This window comes from Serpentinimonas sp. SSL01 (genome assembly GCF_056323735.1).
Genome location: NZ_CM150487.1, coordinates 2,230,434 through 2,246,015, shown reverse-complemented (window position 1 = coordinate 2,246,015; position 15,582 = coordinate 2,230,434). Strand labels below are relative to the sequence as shown.

Below are 15,582 nucleotides of genomic sequence, written 5' to 3'. Positions count from 1 at the left end.
GCCAGCGCAGACCTTAAACCCGCACGGGCTTTGTTCTTTTTTGATTGAAGGATTTTTGCATCATGGCAAAGGAAAAATTCCAGCGGACCAAGCCGCACGTCAACGTGGGCACCATCGGTCACGTGGACCACGGCAAAACCACGCTCACGGCGGCCATCACCACCGTGCTGGCGGCCAAGTTTGGCGGACAGGCCAAGGCCTACGACCAAATCGACGCCGCTCCTGAAGAAAAAGCGCGCGGCATCACCATCAACACCGCGCACGTCGAATACGAGACCGCCAGCCGCCACTATGCCCACGTGGATTGCCCCGGCCACGCCGACTACGTCAAAAACATGATCACCGGTGCCGCCCAGATGGACGGCGCCATTCTGGTCTGCTCCGCCGCCGACGGCCCCATGCCCCAAACCCGCGAGCACATCCTGCTCGCGCGCCAAGTCGGCGTGCCCTACATCATCGTCTTCCTCAACAAGTGCGACATGGTGGACGACGCCGAGCTGCTCGAACTCGTCGAGATGGAAGTGCGCGAGCTGCTCGACAAATACGACTTCCCCGGCGACCAGACCCCGATCGTGCACGGCTCGGCCAAACTCGCCCTCGAAGGCGACAAAGGCGTGCTGGGCGAGCAAGCCATCATGAAACTGGCCGACGCCCTCGACACCTACATCCCGCAGCCCGAGCGCGCCGTCGATGGTGCCTTCCTGATGCCGGTCGAAGACGTGTTCTCCATCTCCGGCCGCGGCACCGTGGTCACCGGGCGCATCGAGCGCGGCATCATCAAAGTCGGCGAAGAGATCGAAATCGTCGGCATCGCCACCACCCAGAAAACCACCTGCACCGGCGTCGAGATGTTCCGCAAGCTGCTCGACCAAGGCCAAGCGGGCGACAACGTCGGCATCCTGCTGCGCGGCACCAAGCGCGAAGACGTGCAGCGCGGCCAAGTGCTGTGCAAGCCCGGCAGCATCAAGCCCCACACCCACTTCACCGGTGAGGTCTATGTGCTCTCCAAAGACGAAGGCGGGCGCCACACCCCGTTCTTCAACAACTACCGGCCGCAGTTCTACTTCCGCACCACCGACGTGACCGGCTCGATCGAGCTGCCCGAAGGCAAAGAGATGGTCATGCCGGGCGACAACGTCAGCATCACCGTCAAACTCATCGCCCCGATCGCCATGGAAGAAGGCCTGCGCTTTGCCATCCGCGAAGGCGGCCGCACCGTGGGCGCCGGCGTGGTGGCGAAGATTTTGGATTGATGCGAACCCGGACGAACCTAGCAGGAAACACCGACCATGAGCAAGCAAAAAATCCGCATTCGCCTCAAAGCCTTTGACTACAAGCTGATCGACACCTCGGCGGCCGAGATCGTCGAAACCGCCAAGCGCACCGGGGCCATCGTCAAGGGCCCCGTGCCCCTGCCCACGCGCATGAAGCGCTTCGACATCCTGCGCTCGCCGCACGTCAACAAAACCAGCCGCGACCAGTTCGAGATCCGCACCCACCAGCGCCTGATGGACATCGTGGACCCAACCGACAAAACCGTCGATGCGCTGATGAAGCTCGACCTGCCGGCCGGCGTCGATGTGGAGATCAAGTTGCAATAAGGCAACGCACACAGGGTCTGTGGCAGCGGGGTTGGGCAGCCACCCACGCCGCAGGCCTTGTGTGAAATTTTTCAGCGGGTTATAATTCAAGGCTTCGCTCGTGTTTGGGTGGCCGCAGCTGTGCGGCCATGTGAAACAAGGGCGGGGTTTTTAAATCGTTTGCACCGGCAAAGGCGCCTTCAAGGGCGCTGCGCTGGTTTCTAAGCTCCGGCCAATTGCAGTCGGACACGCGCACAACGCGGAAATGGAGAAAAAATGAGTCTGAGCAACTCCCTGGGGTTGTTGGGCCGCAAGGTGGGCATGATGCGCCTATTCACCGACGATGGGGACGCCGTTCCTGTCACGGTGGTGGATGTGTCGAACAACCGCGTGGCACAAGTCAAAACCCAAGCCAACGATGGCTACGATGCCTTGCAACTGGCCTACGGCAAGCGGCGCGCCTCGCGCGTGAGCAGGCCCGCCGCTGGGCACTTGGCCAAAGCCGGCGTCGAAGCCGGTGAAATCCTGCAAGAGTTCCGCGTCAGCGCCGAACTGGCCGGCAAATACGCCGCCGGTGCCGTGCTGCCCGTGGCCGAGCTCTTTGCCGCCGGCCAAAAGGTCGATGTGCAGGGCACCTCGATCGGTAAAGGCTTTGCCGGCACCATCAAACGCCACAACTTTGCCTCGCAGGGCGCCTCGCACGGCAACAGCCGTTCGCACAACGTGCCGGGCTCGATCTCGATGGCGCAAGACCCCGGTCGCGTGTTCCCCGGCAAAAAAATGACCGGCCACATGGGCGACGAGACCGTGACCACGCAGAATTTGGACGTGGTGCGCGTTGATGTCGAGCGCCAGCTGCTGCTCATCAAGGGCGCAGTGCCGGGTTCCAAAGGCGGCTTCGTGACCGTGCGTCCGGCCGTCAAAGCAGCGCCCAAAGGAGGCAACTGATGCAAGTCGAACTCCTCAATGAGCAAGGCCAAGCCGCTTCGCACGTCGATGTGCCCGAAACCGTGTTCGGCCGCGACTACAACGAAGCGCTGATCCACCAGCTGGTGGTGGCTTACCAGGCCAACGCGCGCCAAGGCACGCGGGCGCAAAAAGACCGCGCCATGGTCAAGCACAGCACGCGCAAGCCGTTCAAGCAAAAAGGCACCGGCAACGCCCGTGCCGGCATGACCTCCTCGCCGCTGTGGCGTGGGGGCGGCCGCATCTTCCCGAACAGCCCGGACGAAAACTTCGGCCAAAAGCTCAACAAGAAGATGTACCGCGCCGGCATGGCCTCGATCCTGTCGCAGCTGGTGCGCGAAGGCCGTCTGGCCGTGGTCGATTCGATCACCCTCGAAGCGCCCAAAACCAAGCTGCTGGCCGCCAAGTTCAAGGCCATGAACCTGCAATCGGTGCTGCTGATCGCCGATCAGGTCGATGACAACCTCTATCTGGCTGCGCGCAACCTGCCCCACGTGCTGGTGATGGAGCCGCGCTACGCCGATCCGCTCTCGTTGGTGCACTACAAAAAGGTGATCGTCACCAAAGGTGCCATCGACCAACTCAAGGAGATGTTCGCATGAGCAACATCCAGTTTGACGAAGGCCGCCTGATGCAGGTGCTGGTGGCGCCGATCGTGTCGGAAAAAGCCACCGCCACGGCCGAAAAAACCAATGCGGTGCTGTTCAAGGTGCTGCAAAACGCCACCAAGACCGAAATCAAGGCGGCGGTGGAGCAGATGTTCAACGTCAAGGTCAAGGCCGTCAACGTGCTCAACCAAAAAGGCAAGAGCAAGCGCTTTGGCAAAACCATCGGTCGCCGCGACCACGTGCGCAAAGCCTACGTGACGCTGCAAGCCGGACAAGAAATCAGCTTTGGTGGGGAGGCAGTCTGATCATGGCCGTCATCAAGATGAAACCGACCTCCCCCGGCCGCCGGGGCATGGTCAAAGTCACGCGCGAAACCCTGCACAAGGGCGAGGGCTACGCACCGCTGCTGGAGCCCAAGTTCCAAAAAGCCGGGCGCAACAACAACGGCCACATCACCGTGCGCCACCGGGGGGGCGGCAACCGCCACCACTACCGCGTGGTCGATTTTGTGCGCAACAAAGACGCCATTCCGGCCAAGGTCGAGCGCCTCGAGTACGACCCCAACCGCAGCGCCCACATCGCCCTGCTGTGCTACGCCGACGGCGAGCGCCGCTACGTGATCGCCGCGCGCGGCGTGGCCGTGGGTGCGACGCTGCTGTCGGGACCCGAGTCGCCGATTCGCGTCGGCAACACGCTGCCGATCCGCAACATCCCGGTGGGTTCGACCATCCATTGCATCGAGATGCTGCCGGGTAAGGGCGCGCAGATCGCGCGTTCGGCCGGCGCCTCGGCGGTGCTGCTGGCGCGCGAAGGCATCTATGCCCAAGTGCGCGTGCGCTCGGGCGAAGTGCGCAAGGTGCACGTGGACTGCCGCGCCACCATCGGCGAAGTCTCGAACCCCGAGCACAGCCTGCGCCAACTCGGCAAGGCCGGCGTCAAGCGCCACATGGGCATCCGCCCGACCGTGCGCGGCGTCGCCATGAACCCGATCGACCACCCGCACGGCGGGGGCGAAGGCCGCACCGGCACCGGTATGCCGCCGGTTGATCCGTGGGGCAACCTGACCAAAGGTTACCGCACCCGCAACAACCGTCGCACGCAGACCATGATCGTCTCGCGGCGCAAGAAGTAAGGAGCTGACGACATGACGCGTTCACTCAAAAAAGGCCCCTTCGTTGACCATCACCTGATGGCCAAGGTCGAAAAGGCCGTCGCTACCAAAGACAAAAAGCCGGTCAAGACCTGGTCGCGCCGCTCCATGATCCTGCCCGACTTCATCGGGCTGACGATCGCCGTGCACAACGGCAAGCAGCACGTGCCGGTCTATATCACCGACCAGATGGTGGGCCACAAACTGGGCGAGTTCTCGCTCACGCGCACCTTCAAGGGCCACCCCGGCGACAAGAAAGCCAAGAAGTAAGGACACGCACCATGGAAACACGCGCAATCGCTCGCGGCGTCCGCCTCTCGGTGGACAAGGGCCGCCTGGTGGCCGACCTGATTCGAGGCAAAAAAGTCGATCAGGCGCTGCACATTCTGAACTTCACGCAAAAGAAGGCCGCTGGCATCGTCAAGAAGGCGCTGGAGTCGGCCATTGCCAACGCCGAGCACAACGACGGCGCCGACATCGACGAACTGAAGGTGAAAATCATCCACGTCGAGCAAGGCACCACGCTCAAGCGTTTCTCGGCTCGCGCCAAGGGCCGCGGCAACCGCATCAGCAAACCGACCTGTCACATCTACGTGACGGTGGGCACCTAAACCGACAGGAAACGCCATGGGACAAAAAATCCATCCGACCGGTTTTCGCCTTTCGGTGAGCCGCAACTGGGCCAGCCGCTGGTACGCCAGCGAACGCGACTTCGCCGGCATGCTGGCCGAAGACATCAAGGTGCGTGAGTACCTCAAAGCCAAGCTGAAAAACGCCGCTGTGTCGCGCGTCGTGATCGAGCGCCCGGCCAAAAATGCCCGCATCACCATCTACTCGGCGCGTCCGGGCGTGGTCATCGGCAAAAAAGGCGAGGACATCGAGAAGCTGAAAAAAGACCTGGCCGCCAAGCTGGGCGTGCCGGTGGCGGTGAACATCGAAGAAGTGCGCAAGCCTGAAGTCGATGCCAAACTCATCGCCGACTCGATCACGCAGCAGCTCGAAAAGCGCATCATGTTCCGCCGCGCCATGAAGCGCGCGATGCAAAACGCCATGCGTCTGGGCGCCCAAGGCATCAAGATCATGTCGGCTGGGCGCCTGAACGGCATCGAGATCGCACGCACCGAGTGGTACCGCGAAGGCCGGGTGCCGCTGCACACGCTGCGCGCCGACATCGACTACGGCACCTCGGAAGCCAAAACCACTTACGGCGTCATCGGCGTCAAGGTCTGGGTCTATAAGGGCGACAACTTGGGCCGCAGCGATGCGCCCACGCTCGACAGCACCCCGCGCCCCGACGACGAGCGCCGCCCCCCGCGTGGCCCGCGCCGCGATGGCCGCGGTGACAACCGCCCCGACGGCCGTGGCCGCCCAGGCGCTGGCGCCGGTGCGCCGCGCCGTGCCAGTGGCACCGCAGCCGATGGCGCTGCCAAACCGCAGGCCTAAGGAGAAATAACACATGTTGCAACCTGCACGCCGTAAATACCGTAAAGAGCAAAAAGGCCGCAACACGGGCGTCGCCACCAGTGGCGCCACCGTGGCCTTTGGCGATTTCGGCCTGAAGTCCACAGACCGTGGCCGTCTGACGGCTCGCCAGATCGAGTCAGCCCGCCGGGCCATTTCGCGCCACGTCAAACGCGGTGGCCGCATCTGGATCCGCGTCTTCCCCGACAAGCCGATCTCCAAAAAGCCAGCCGAAGTCCGGATGGGCAACGGCAAAGGGGCGGTCGAGTACTACGTGGCCGAAATCCAGCCCGGCAAGGTGCTCTACGAAATCGTCGGTGTACCCGAGCAACTGGCGCGCGAGGCTTTCGAGCTGGCTGCCGCCAAGCTGCCGCTGCGCACCACCTTTGTGACCCGCATGTTGGGTCAGTAAACCGGAGCACCGCATGAACACCGCCGAACTGCGTCAAAAAGACGAAACCGCCCTGCTAGCCGAGGTCAAGTCGCTGCAAAAAGCGCACTTCAACCTGCGCATGCAAAAAGCCACCCAGCAGCTCAACAACAGCGCCACGCTGGGCGAAACCCGGCGCGCCATTGCCCGCGCCAAGACCATCTTGGCACAGAAACGCGCTGCCGCCCAACAAGGAGCGAAACCATGAGTGAAGCCACAACGGGTGCCGCACCGGCCCTCAAGCGCACCCTGATCGGTAAAGTGGTGAGCGACAAGCGCGCCAAGACCGTGACCGTGCTGGTCGAGCGCCGCGTCAAGCACGAGCTCTACGACAAAATCGTGATCAAGTCGAGCAAGTACCACGCGCACGACGAAGAAGGCGCCTACCACATGGGCGACGTGATCGAAATCACCGAGAGCCGGCCGCTGTCCAAAACCAAAAACTGGGTCGTGACCCGCTTGGTGCAAAAAGCCGGCTTGGTCTAAGCCCAGCCTGGTTTAAGCCCGGTTTGCTTTAAGCCTATTGGGTCGCTTCGGGCCAGCCCGAGCAGAAACCAACCGACAATCTCGGTTGGTTTTTTTGTTTCAACTCACCGGAGCGCCACCATGATCCAAGTCGGAGACCGACTGCCCGCCCTCACCTTGATGGAATACCACGAGCGCGAGGGCGAGGGTTGCAGCATAGGCCCCAACAAGGTCGAGCTCGCCAGCGCCACGGCGGGCAAGACCATCGCCCTGTTCGCGGTGCCCGGGGCCTTCACCCCGACCTGTTCGGTCAGCCACCTGCCGGGCTACCTGCAGCGCGGCGCCGAGTTCAAGGCCGCAGGCGTCGATGAAATCTGGTGCGTGAGCGTCAACGACGCCTTTGTCATGGGGGCTTGGGCGCGCGATCAGGGCACCGAAGGCAAAATCCGCTTGCTCGCCGACGGCGACGCCGCGCTGGCCAAGGCCACCGGCCTCACGCTCGACTTGAGCGGCCGTGGGCTTGGGCTGCGCAGCCAGCGCTACTCTATGCTGCTGCAAGACGGCGTGGTCAAGGTGCTCAACGTCGAGGGCGCGGGCAAGCTCGAGGTCTCGGACGCCGACACACTGCTGGCGCAACTGCGCGCGCTTTGAAGCCTGCCTAAGCGCTGGTCTGCACCGGGCGGGCTGGCGGGACTGGCCGTGGCGCGGTCGCTCGCCCTCCGGCCACACTTTCTGCCCGGATTACACCAGAGGCCAGTTGACCAGTGCGTAGCTCAAACCGGCTGCCACCGCGTAGCAGCCCGCAGCGAGCGCCCACTGCGCCGAGCCGTCTGGGCTCGCGGGCTGTGCCTGAGGCAGCACTTTGTCGCCCGTGACCATGGCCGCCACCAGCGCCTCGCGCTTGACCAGCTTGTAGTACACCAGTGCCAGCAGGTGCAGGGCGACCAAGCCGATCAGCAGCAGCTTGCCAACCTCATCGTGGTAGTTGCTGGCCACATCGACCCACTCGGGGCTGGCCCAGGCCACCCACGGGCCAGAGTAAAAGATGGCGTCGTCGGTGAGCAGGCCGCTAAACACCTGCAACAGCAGCACCAGCAGCAGCGCAAACACCGACAGCGCACCCAGGGGGTTGTGGCCGACTCGGTGCTCGAGTGGGCTGCGTCCGCTCAGATAAGCCCAAAGCGAGCCCGGCGTATAGATGAAGCTCGCAAAGCGCGACCAGCGCCCGCCCACAAAACCCCAGAGCAGGCGAAACAGCAGCAGCGAGAGCACGAAGTAGCCCAGCCACAGGTGCCACTCCATCCACAGCCCGCCTACGTTACCGGTGACGATCAATCCCACCACCGTCAAGGTCAAAGACCAATGAAACAGCCTTGTCGGCCCATCCCAAACGCGAACCCGATGCATCGGTTTGACCCACTAAAAACCAGAGAAAATCAGTCGGAAAATGCCGCTGTCACAAAAGCGTGACGATGCTAGCATAGACTTATTGCATCTTGTGACGTTGCTTGCAACCCGTCTCACGCCACCTATCACCAGAAGGTCCCATGAAGCCCAAGCTGTACGCCACCGCCTTTTTAGCTGCCGCCCTGCTCGCTACCGCTGGTTTTGCACAAGCCCAATTCCGCACCCCGCAAGGCGCCATCGACTATCGGCAAGGGGCGTTTGAGGTCATGGGCCACCATTTTGGCCGCGTGGGCGCCATGGCCAACGGTCGCGTGCCTTTTGACGCCGCTGTGGTGCAGCAAAACATGGCCATTATCATGACGCTGTCGCGCCTGCCTTGGGCCGGTTTTACCCCCGAAACCCAAGGCCTGCCCAGCAGGGCCAAGCCCGTGGTGTGGACCGAGCGCGCGCGCTTCGATGCCGCTGCTCAAGACACCGCACGCGCGCTCACCGCCTTGAACGCCGCTTCCATGACCAACGACCTGGCCGCCGTGCGCCGTGCCTTTGGCGAAACCGCCGCCTCGTGCAAGGCTTGCCACGACAATTTCCGCGATTAAACCCATCAAGGACGCTGGGTGGGCTTTAGCGCTGGGCCAACAAGCCTTCCACAAAGGCGTTGAGCGCAGTGGCATCGGTGGGCCCCAAATAGCGCTTAACGATGCGCGCCTGCCGGTCGAGCACAAAGGTGGTGGGCGTCAGTCGCACCTCGCCCCAGTCGCGCGCCAAGGCGCCGTTGTGGTCGAGCGCCACCTTAAACGGCAGCTGCCGTGTGCGCGCAAAGTTGGCGACCCATTCCGGCGGGTCGTGGCTCATGGCCACCGCGATGGTGTCAAAGCCGCGCTCGCGGTGCCGTTGGTACAAGGCCACCAGATCGGGCATTTTTTGCACACAAGTTACGCAGGTCGTGGCCCAGAAGTTGACCAGAGTGACTTGGCCGCGCAAATCGGCATCGGTGACCGTGCTGCCGTCGAGCAGCAAAAAGCGCGAAGCCGGTGCCGCATTGCTGGCGCCGCAGCCACTCAAGGTGAGCGCTGCAGCGGCTGCCAAACCCCATTGAAACTGGCGCCGGTTCAGGCGCGGTGTAAGCGTGTGCATGGTGCGTATCCTGTGGTCAACGAGCCGGCGCCGCAGCGGAGCGGGCTCATGTTTAGAGCCGTACTGTAGCGCCATAGCCACTTGGGTGACGCCGCAGGTGCAAAAGTTCGACGCACGCACTGGTGCAAGCCCACGACGCAAGCAGCGGCGCATCGCATAATCGCCCCCATGAACGGCATCATCGTCATCGCCCACGCGCCGCTGGCATCGGCCTTGCGCGAGTGCGTGCTGCACGTGTTCCCCGATGCCGCGCCATGCCTGCAGGCGCTCGACATTCCCGCGCAGCAAACGCCCGAGGCCAGCCTGGAGCAGCTGCGCGCGCTGCTGCGCGAATCCGGCGCCAGCGATCACCTGTTGCTGACCGACCTGGTGGGGGCCACGCCGTGCAACGTGGCCAGCCAGTCCACCGACGGCGTGCACACGCGGCTGCTGGCCGGGGTCAACCTGCCCATGTTGCTGCGCGCGGTCTCGTACCGCCATGAAGCGCTGGACACCCTGTGCGAGCGCGCCCAGCAAGGGGGCACCCTGGGCGTGCTGATGTTGCCAGGCATCCCCGCGCAAGCGCAGCAACGATCCCATACCAGCCCGACCCATGCTCAAAACCAGCGCGACCATCAGCAATAAACTCGGGCTGCACGCCCGCGCCTCGGCCAAGCTCACCAAGCTGGCCGGGCAGTACGCTTGCGAGGTCTGGATGAGTCGGGGTGGGCGGCGCATCAATGCCAAGAGCATCATGGGTGTGATGATGTTGGCCGCGGGCTTGGGGTCGCAGGTGGAAATCGAAACCGATGGCCCCGACGAGCAAGAGGCCATGCAGGCGCTGTTGGCCTTGATCGACGACAAATTCGGAGAGGGGGAATGACTTTCAGCGTGCATGGACAAGCGGTTTCGCGTGGCGTGGCGATCGGCCGCGCGGTGCTGGTGACCTCCAGCCGCATCGACGTGGCGCACTATTTTGTGGCGCCCGAGCAGATGCGCGCCGAGCTGGAGCGCTTGCGCGAGGCGCGCGATGCGGTGATCGCCGAAATCGAGCGCGTGCAGCGCAGCCTGCACGAGAGCGCCACCCTCGAGGCGCACCCCGAACTCACGGCCTTGCTCGATGTGCACCTGATGCTGCTGCAAGACGTGCAGTTGCAAGAAGGCGTGGCGCACTGGGTGCAAGAGCGGCGCTACAACGCCGAATGGGCGCTGACGGCGCAGCTGGAACTGGTGGTCAAGCAGTTTGACGAGATGCAAGACCCCTACCTGCGCGAGCGCAAGGCCGACTTTGAGCAGTTGGTCGAGCGCATGCTGCAGCACATGCGCGGTTCGGTCTCGCCGATGGCGGTGGGGCTGCCTGCCACGGCGGCGCAGATGGTCAGCCAAAACACCAAAGACCCGCTGGTGCTGGTGGCGCACGACCTCTCGCCGGCCGACACGCTGCAGTTCAAGCACAGCGTGTTTGTGGGCTTCGTCACCGATGTCGGGGGCAAGACCAGCCACACGGCGATCGTGGCGCGCAGCATGGATATTCCGGCGGTGGTAGGCGCGCGCGGCGCCAGCCAGATGGTGCGCCAGGACGACTGGGTGGTGATCGACGGCGACGCCGGGGTGCTGATCGTCAACCCCTCCGACATCGTGCTGGCCGAGTACGGCTTCAAGCAGCGCCAGGGCGAAGTCGAGCGCCAGCGGCTGGCGCGCATCAAAAACACCCCAGCCGTGACGCTCGACGGCGAGCGCGTGGAATTGCTGGCCAACATCGAGCAGCCCTCGGACACGCTGCCGGCGCTGGCCGTGAGCGCCGTGGGCGTGGGGCTGTTTCGCACCGAATTTTTGTTCATGGGTCGCGCCCACGGCAAGCTGCCCGACGAAGACGAGCAGTACGAGGCCTACCGCGCCGCCGTCGAGGGCATGCACGGGCTGCCGGTGACCATTCGCAGCGTGGATGTGGGGGCCGACAAACCGCTCGACCGCAGCCGCGTCGACGAGCACCTCAACCCGGCGCTGGGGCTGCGCGCGATCCGCTGGAGCCTGTCGGAGCCGGCCATGTTTCTGACGCAAGTGCGCGCGGTGCTGCGCGCGGCCGCCCACGGCAAGGTCAATTTGCTGATCCCGATGCTGGCGCACCTGCGCGAGGTGCAGCAGGTCAAGGCGCTGCTGGCCAAGGCGCGGGCGCAGCTCGACGCCAGCGCGGCCGTGCATGGGCCGGTGCGCTTGGGCGCGATGATCGAAATCCCGGCTGCGGCCTTGGCGCTGCGGCTGTTCATGAAGCACTTCGATTTTTTCTCGATCGGCACCAACGACCTGATCCAGTACACGCTGGCCATCGACCGCGTCGATGAAAGCGTGGCGCACCTGTACGACCCGCTGCACCCGGCGGTGCTGCAGCTGGTGGCGGGCGCGATCGCGGAATGCCGCGACCAGGGCAAACCGGTGAGCGTGTGCGGCGAAATGGCCGGCGACCCCACCATGACACGGCTGCTGCTGGGCTTGGGGCTGCGCAGTTTTTCCATGCACCCGAGCCAGATTTTGGCCGTCAAGCAACAGGTTTTGCGTGCCGACACGCGCAAGTTGCGGCTCTGGGCGCAGCAGGTTATCGAGAGCGAAGACCCGGCCGTGCAGATGGCCAACTGAGGTCGGTTGCTTTAGGCTGTGGCCTGCAACGGTTTTGGCTCAATAGACCAGATTGCGTTTTTATCAATCGACTCCGTTTTGCGCTACACTGCAGCTCGATTGAAGTCAAGGACTGCAGGCTTCGCGGCGGTCGGCGTCAGGGATGCCGATATGCCAAAGCCCTCACGGAGTGGAAATGACCCCAGACACCGCCCTGCCGCTGCCAGATCAGCAGGCAGCGCCTGAACGCGACGATTTGTTGCACTGCCTGATCGTGCTGGCGCGCCTACACGGGCAGGCGCTGACGCGCGACGGCGCCTTGGCTGGCTTGCCCACCCCAGACGGGCGGCTGACGCCATCGCTGTTTGAGCGCGCCGCGCACCGCGCTGGCCTGAGCAGCAAGCTGGTGCGCCAGCCCATCGCCAAACTGCGCGCCGAGCTGCTGCCGGTGGTGCTGCTGCTCGATGAGCAGTCGGCCTGCGTGTTGCTCGAGCGCAGCGCCGACGGGGCCAGCGTGCGCGTGATTTTCCCCGAGCTGGGCGAGGCCGCGGTCGATCTGCCCACGGCTCAGCTCGAGGCCCGCTACAGCGGCCGCGCCCTCTACGCCCGGCCGCGCACCCGCTACGACGCGCGCACCCCAGCGGTCAAAGCGGTGCGCGGCGAACACTGGTTTTGGGGCGTGATCGCCGAAAACCGGCGCCTGTACCGCGACGTGCTGCTGGCGGCGTTCTTGACCAATCTGTTCGCGGTGGCGATGCCGCTGTTCATGATGAACGTCTATGACCGCGTGGTGCCCAACCAGGCCTTTGACACCCTGTGGGTGCTCTCGGCCGGCATCGCCATCATCGTGCTGGGCGACCTGATGCTCAAGGTCATGCGCAGCCGCTTCGTGGACTTGGCCAGCAGCCGCGCCGACGTCAAGCTGTCGGCCTTCATCATGGAGCGCGTGCTGGGCATGCGCATGGAGCAGCGCCCGGCCTCGGCCGGCTCCTTCGCCGCCAATTTGCGCGCCTTCGAGTCGGTGCGCGACTTCATCGGCTCGGCCACCGTGGTGGCTTTTATCGACCTGCCCTTTGCGCTGATCTTCTTCCTCGTGATCGGCTGGATCGCGCCCATGATGCTGATCCCCTTGTTCATCGGCGCGGCGGTGTTGCTGCTCTACGCGCTGGCCGTGCAAGGGCGCATGCACACCCTCACCGAAACCACCTACCGCGCCAGTGCGCAGCGCAATGCCACCCTGATCGAGGGCTTGGTCGGTTTCGAGACCCTCAAAGCACTGGCCGCCGAAGCCCCGATCCAGCGCAAATGGGAACAAAGCGCCGCCCTGCTGGCGCGGGTTGGGGCGCAGCTGCGGCTGCTCTCGGCCAGTTCCGGCCACACGGCGGCCTTTGTGCAAGGGTCGGTCACGATCGCCATCGTCATCCTGGGGGTCTATCTGATCGGTGCGCGCGAGCTCACCATGGGCGGGCTCATCGCCTGCTCGATGCTGGCCTCGCGCGCCATGGCGCCCATCGGCCAGGTGGCCGGATTGCTGGTGCAGTACCACACCGCTTCCACCGCCCTGAGCTCGCTCGAAGAGGTGATGCAGCGCGAAGTGGAGCGCCCCGACGGCGCCAACTTCATCACCCGCGGCCGAATTGAGGGCGCGATCGAGTTCAAAGACGTCTCGTTCAACTACCCCGGCCAGAGCAACGCCTCGCTGCGCAACGTCAGTTTTCGCATCAAAGCCGGCGAGCGCGTGGCCATTCTGGGGCGCATCGGCTCGGGCAAAACGACGCTGGAAAAGCTCATCCTCGGCCTGTACCGGCCCACCAGCGGCGCGGTGCTGATCGACGGCATCGACTTGCGCCAGCTCGACCCGGCCGAGCTGCGCCGGCACATCGGCTACGTGCAGCAAGACGTGATGCTGTTTTACGGCAGCTTGCGCGACAACATCACGCTGGGCGCGCCGCTGGCCGACGACGCCGACGTGCTCAAGGCCGCCACCCTCAGCGGCATCGTGGAGCTGGTCAACCAGCAACCCGAGGGTTTCGACATGCTCGTCGGGGAACGTGGCGAATCGCTCTCGGGCGGCCAGCGCCAAGGGGTGGCGATCGCCCGCGCGGTGATCAACGACCCGTCCATTTTGCTGCTCGATGAGCCCACCTCCTCGATGGACCACTCGAGCGAGGAGGACATCAAAAAACGCCTGCAGCAGTTTGTACCCGGCAAGACCGTGGTGCTGGTGAGCCACCGAACTTCTTTGCTCGATCTGGTTGAACGCATCATCGTCATGGACGCAGGCCGCATCGTCGCCGATGGCCCCAAAGAGCAGGTGATTCAGGCGCTGCGCCAAGGCCGGATCGGAAAGGCGGCGTGATGAGCGACCTCGAGCAAAAAACCTTTGAGCGCATCGGTCAAGCGACCAAGGCCGGTGAGCGTGTGGGCAACCCCTTGTTTGGCAAGGTGGCGCAGCGGCTGGCGCGCGACGATGCGCCCGCTGGCGACGCGCTCGACTGGGCCGCAGACGCCGATTGGGCCCAGTTGCAACAAGAACCCCTGCGCGCGCGCCGCCTGTTGCGCTGGAGCGCCGTGCTGGTGCTGCTGCTGGTGTTGTGGGCTTCGGTGGCCAAGGTCGATCAGGTGACCCGCGGCGAAGGCCGGGTGGTGCCCAGCCAGCAGGTGCAGATCGTGCAAAGCGTCGATGGCGGGGTGGTGAACGAAATCCTGGTGCGCGAAGGCCAGGTGGTGGAGGCCGATCAGGTGCTCATGCGCGTGGATCCGACGCGCTTTGCGGCCAACTTGGGCGAAACCCGGGTTTCGCAAATGGCGCTCGAAGCCCGGGCCGAGCGCTTGCGGGCGCTCATTCAAGGCCGCGGCTTCAACCCGGCCGTGGAGCTGGAGCGCGAGGCACCGGCCATCGTGGCCCAAGAGCGCAGCCTGTTCGAGTCGCGCCGGGCCGAGATCAGCGCCCAGATTTCGATCACCCAAAGCCAGTTGCTGCAGCGCCGGCAAGAGCTCACCGAGGCCCAGTCGCGGCGCGACTCGGCCGCCAGCAGCCTGAGCCTTGTGCAGCGCGAGCTGACCGCCACGCGCCCGCTGGTGGGCAGCGGCGCGGTGTCCGAAGTCGAGGTGCTGCGCCTGGAGCAGCAGGTCTCGCGTCTGGTGGGCGAGCGCGACCAAGCGGCGGCGCAGATCTCGCGCGTGCAGGCGGCCATCACCGAGGCCCAGCGGCGCATCGAAGAAGTGCAGCTCACGGCGCGGAACCAGATGAGCGCCGAACTCTCCGACACCATGAGCCGCCTGTCCACTCTGGCTGAAGGCGGGCGCGCGCTCGAAGACCGGGTGGTGCGGGCCGACATCCGCTCGCCCCTGCGCGGCACGGTCAGCCGCCTGCACGTCAACACCTTGGGCGCGGTGGTGCAACCCGGGCGCGAGGTGGTGGAAATCGTGCCGCTGGATGACGCCCTGATTCTGGAAGCGCGCATCGCACCGCGCGACATCGGCTTTCTGCGCCCCGGCCTCGAGGCGATGGTCAAGTTCACCGCCTACGACTTCGCCATTTATGGCGGCCTGCAAGCCGATGTTGTGCACATCGGCGCCGACACCGTGATCGACGAGCAGGGCAACGCCTTTTTCGTCGTGCGCTTGCGCACCCGCCAAGCGACGCTGGGCGAGGGCCTGCCGATCATCCCCGGCATGGTGGCGCAAGTCGATATCCTGACCGGCAAACGCACGATTCTGAGCTATCTGCTCAAGCCCGTGTTGCGGGCCAAAGAAAACGCCCTCTCCGAACGCTGACACCATACG

General features: G+C 64.6%; 21 protein-coding genes. 19 read left to right on the top strand and 2 right to left on the bottom strand.

What is annotated here, in order from left to right:
• The first annotated feature begins 62 nt into the window (after positions 1 to 62).
• The 13 genes from tuf to ACVMK0_RS10530 all read left to right on the top strand — a co-directional run bounded on the left by tuf (position 63) and on the right by ACVMK0_RS10530 (position 7,311).
• Positions 63 to 1,253, top strand: a complete 1,191-nt coding sequence (gene tuf, locus ACVMK0_RS10590) for an elongation factor Tu (RefSeq protein ID WP_476463768.1) — start codon at positions 63 to 65, stop codon at positions 1,251 to 1,253.
• 36 nt (positions 1,254 to 1,289) lie between these two features.
• Positions 1,290 to 1,601, top strand: a complete 312-nt coding sequence (gene rpsJ / locus ACVMK0_RS10585; RefSeq protein ID WP_045536918.1) for a 30S ribosomal protein S10 — start codon at positions 1,290 to 1,292, stop codon at positions 1,599 to 1,601.
• Between the two features lie 255 nt (positions 1,602 to 1,856).
• Complete coding sequence (rplC, locus tag ACVMK0_RS10580; protein WP_476463767.1) at positions 1,857 to 2,528, top strand: 50S ribosomal protein L3; 672 nt, start codon at positions 1,857 to 1,859, stop codon at positions 2,526 to 2,528.
• A complete protein-coding gene (gene rplD / locus ACVMK0_RS10575; protein WP_250961192.1) occupies positions 2,528 to 3,148 on the top strand; it encodes a 50S ribosomal protein L4 in 621 nt (206 codons plus the stop codon). The genes rplC and rplD overlap by 1 nt, the downstream gene beginning before the upstream one ends.
• On the top strand, positions 3,145 to 3,459 hold the full coding sequence (gene rplW, locus ACVMK0_RS10570) for a 50S ribosomal protein L23 (RefSeq protein ID WP_029463318.1): 315 nt from the start codon (positions 3,145 to 3,147) through the stop codon (positions 3,457 to 3,459). The genes rplD and rplW overlap by 4 nt, the downstream gene beginning before the upstream one ends.
• A 2-nt stretch (positions 3,460 to 3,461) precedes the next feature.
• Positions 3,462 to 4,286, top strand: coding sequence for a 50S ribosomal protein L2 (rplB, locus tag ACVMK0_RS10565; RefSeq protein ID WP_045536911.1), 825 nt, complete (start codon positions 3,462 to 3,464; stop codon positions 4,284 to 4,286).
• Between the two features lie 12 nt (positions 4,287 to 4,298).
• Entirely contained in the window at positions 4,299 to 4,574 is a 276-nt protein-coding gene (rpsS, locus tag ACVMK0_RS10560) for a 30S ribosomal protein S19 (protein WP_029463320.1), read from the top strand.
• A gap of 11 nt (positions 4,575 to 4,585) precedes the next feature.
• Positions 4,586 to 4,915, top strand: coding sequence for a 50S ribosomal protein L22 (gene rplV, locus ACVMK0_RS10555; RefSeq protein ID WP_045536909.1), 330 nt, complete (start codon positions 4,586 to 4,588; stop codon positions 4,913 to 4,915).
• Positions 4,916 to 4,931: 16 nt separating this feature from the next.
• Positions 4,932 to 5,747, top strand: coding sequence for a 30S ribosomal protein S3 (gene rpsC, locus ACVMK0_RS10550; RefSeq protein WP_045536907.1), 816 nt, complete (start codon positions 4,932 to 4,934; stop codon positions 5,745 to 5,747).
• Between the two features lie 13 nt (positions 5,748 to 5,760).
• Positions 5,761 to 6,177 carry a 50S ribosomal protein L16 gene (gene rplP, locus ACVMK0_RS10545; RefSeq protein ID WP_034110323.1) on the top strand — a complete coding sequence of 139 codons (417 nt, stop codon included), beginning with the start codon at positions 5,761 to 5,763 and terminating at the stop codon, positions 6,175 to 6,177.
• Positions 6,178 to 6,190: 13 nt separating this feature from the next.
• Positions 6,191 to 6,403 (top strand): 50S ribosomal protein L29, encoded by a 213-nt coding sequence (rpmC, locus tag ACVMK0_RS10540; protein WP_034110321.1) that lies wholly within the window; start codon positions 6,191 to 6,193, stop codon positions 6,401 to 6,403.
• Positions 6,400 to 6,681, top strand: coding sequence for a 30S ribosomal protein S17 (rpsQ, locus tag ACVMK0_RS10535; protein ID WP_034110320.1), 282 nt, complete (start codon positions 6,400 to 6,402; stop codon positions 6,679 to 6,681). Before rpmC ends, rpsQ begins: the two co-directional genes overlap by 4 nt.
• A 120-nt stretch (positions 6,682 to 6,801) precedes the next feature.
• On the top strand, positions 6,802 to 7,311 hold the full coding sequence (locus ACVMK0_RS10530; RefSeq protein WP_476463766.1) for a redoxin family protein: 510 nt from the start codon (positions 6,802 to 6,804) through the stop codon (positions 7,309 to 7,311).
• Positions 7,312 to 7,401: 90 nt separating this feature from the next.
• Here ACVMK0_RS10530 and ACVMK0_RS10525 read toward each other — a convergent pair whose 3' ends face one another.
• Positions 7,402 to 8,001 carry a cytochrome b/b6 domain-containing protein gene (locus ACVMK0_RS10525; RefSeq protein ID WP_476463765.1) on the bottom strand — a complete coding sequence of 200 codons (600 nt, stop codon included), beginning with the start codon at positions 7,999 to 8,001 and terminating at the stop codon, positions 7,402 to 7,404.
• Positions 8,002 to 8,207: 206 nt separating this feature from the next.
• On the opposite strand from ACVMK0_RS10525, the gene ACVMK0_RS10520 reads away from it, so the two are divergent.
• Entirely contained in the window at positions 8,208 to 8,663 is a 456-nt protein-coding gene (locus tag ACVMK0_RS10520; protein WP_034110313.1) for a c-type cytochrome, read from the top strand.
• Between the two features lie 25 nt (positions 8,664 to 8,688).
• Here the strand turns inward: ACVMK0_RS10520 and ACVMK0_RS10515 are convergent, their stop codons facing one another.
• Positions 8,689 to 9,201 carry a TlpA family protein disulfide reductase gene (locus ACVMK0_RS10515; protein ID WP_052468504.1) on the bottom strand — a complete coding sequence of 171 codons (513 nt, stop codon included), beginning with the start codon at positions 9,199 to 9,201 and terminating at the stop codon, positions 8,689 to 8,691.
• A 168-nt stretch (positions 9,202 to 9,369) separates the two neighbouring features.
• Between ACVMK0_RS10515 and ACVMK0_RS10510 the strand changes: the two genes are divergently transcribed.
• From ACVMK0_RS10510 to ACVMK0_RS10490, 5 genes are all read left to right on the top strand, one after another.
• The gene (locus ACVMK0_RS10510) at positions 9,370 to 9,825 is read left to right on the top strand and encodes a PTS sugar transporter subunit IIA (protein WP_034110309.1); all 456 of its coding nucleotides are present in this window, start codon (positions 9,370 to 9,372) and stop codon (positions 9,823 to 9,825) included.
• Positions 9,794 to 10,063 carry an HPr family phosphocarrier protein gene (locus ACVMK0_RS10505; RefSeq protein ID WP_045536894.1) on the top strand — a complete coding sequence of 90 codons (270 nt, stop codon included), beginning with the start codon at positions 9,794 to 9,796 and terminating at the stop codon, positions 10,061 to 10,063. The genes ACVMK0_RS10510 and ACVMK0_RS10505 overlap by 32 nt, the downstream gene beginning before the upstream one ends.
• Entirely contained in the window at positions 10,060 to 11,814 is a 1,755-nt protein-coding gene (ptsP, locus tag ACVMK0_RS10500) for a phosphoenolpyruvate--protein phosphotransferase (RefSeq protein WP_045536893.1), read from the top strand. The genes ACVMK0_RS10505 and ptsP overlap by 4 nt, the downstream gene beginning before the upstream one ends.
• Before the next feature lie 175 nt (positions 11,815 to 11,989).
• The gene (locus ACVMK0_RS10495) at positions 11,990 to 14,152 is read left to right on the top strand and encodes a type I secretion system permease/ATPase (RefSeq protein ID WP_476463764.1); all 2,163 of its coding nucleotides are present in this window, start codon (positions 11,990 to 11,992) and stop codon (positions 14,150 to 14,152) included.
• On the top strand, positions 14,152 to 15,573 hold the full coding sequence (locus ACVMK0_RS10490) for an HlyD family type I secretion periplasmic adaptor subunit (protein WP_476463763.1): 1,422 nt from the start codon (positions 14,152 to 14,154) through the stop codon (positions 15,571 to 15,573). The genes ACVMK0_RS10495 and ACVMK0_RS10490 overlap by 1 nt, the downstream gene beginning before the upstream one ends.
• Positions 15,574 to 15,582 lie beyond the last annotated feature (9 nt).

Coding starts and splice junctions, on each gene's coding strand:
- tuf (WP_476463768.1), top strand. CDS start 63: ATGGCAAAGGAAAAATTCCAGCGGACCAAGCCGCACGTCAACGTGGGC.
- rpsJ (WP_045536918.1), top strand. CDS start 1,290: ATGAGCAAGCAAAAAATCCGCATTCGCCTCAAAGCCTTTGACTACAAG.
- rplC (WP_476463767.1), top strand. CDS start 1,857: ATGAGTCTGAGCAACTCCCTGGGGTTGTTGGGCCGCAAGGTGGGCATG.
- rplD (WP_250961192.1), top strand. CDS start 2,528: ATGCAAGTCGAACTCCTCAATGAGCAAGGCCAAGCCGCTTCGCACGTC.
- rplW (WP_029463318.1), top strand. CDS start 3,145: ATGAGCAACATCCAGTTTGACGAAGGCCGCCTGATGCAGGTGCTGGTG.
- rplB (WP_045536911.1), top strand. CDS start 3,462: ATGGCCGTCATCAAGATGAAACCGACCTCCCCCGGCCGCCGGGGCATG.
- rpsS (WP_029463320.1), top strand. CDS start 4,299: ATGACGCGTTCACTCAAAAAAGGCCCCTTCGTTGACCATCACCTGATG.
- rplV (WP_045536909.1), top strand. CDS start 4,586: ATGGAAACACGCGCAATCGCTCGCGGCGTCCGCCTCTCGGTGGACAAG.
- rpsC (WP_045536907.1), top strand. CDS start 4,932: ATGGGACAAAAAATCCATCCGACCGGTTTTCGCCTTTCGGTGAGCCGC.
- rplP (WP_034110323.1), top strand. CDS start 5,761: ATGTTGCAACCTGCACGCCGTAAATACCGTAAAGAGCAAAAAGGCCGC.
- rpmC (WP_034110321.1), top strand. CDS start 6,191: ATGAACACCGCCGAACTGCGTCAAAAAGACGAAACCGCCCTGCTAGCC.
- rpsQ (WP_034110320.1), top strand. CDS start 6,400: ATGAGTGAAGCCACAACGGGTGCCGCACCGGCCCTCAAGCGCACCCTG.
- ACVMK0_RS10530 (WP_476463766.1), top strand. CDS start 6,802: ATGATCCAAGTCGGAGACCGACTGCCCGCCCTCACCTTGATGGAATAC.
- ACVMK0_RS10520 (WP_034110313.1), top strand. CDS start 8,208: ATGAAGCCCAAGCTGTACGCCACCGCCTTTTTAGCTGCCGCCCTGCTC.
- ACVMK0_RS10515 (WP_052468504.1), bottom strand. CDS start 9,201: ATGCACACGCTTACACCGCGCCTGAACCGGCGCCAGTTTCAATGGGGT.
- ACVMK0_RS10510 (WP_034110309.1), top strand. CDS start 9,370: ATGAACGGCATCATCGTCATCGCCCACGCGCCGCTGGCATCGGCCTTG.
- ACVMK0_RS10505 (WP_045536894.1), top strand. CDS start 9,794: ATGCTCAAAACCAGCGCGACCATCAGCAATAAACTCGGGCTGCACGCC.
- ptsP (WP_045536893.1), top strand. CDS start 10,060: ATGACTTTCAGCGTGCATGGACAAGCGGTTTCGCGTGGCGTGGCGATC.
- ACVMK0_RS10495 (WP_476463764.1), top strand. CDS start 11,990: ATGACCCCAGACACCGCCCTGCCGCTGCCAGATCAGCAGGCAGCGCCT.
- ACVMK0_RS10490 (WP_476463763.1), top strand. CDS start 14,152: ATGAGCGACCTCGAGCAAAAAACCTTTGAGCGCATCGGTCAAGCGACC.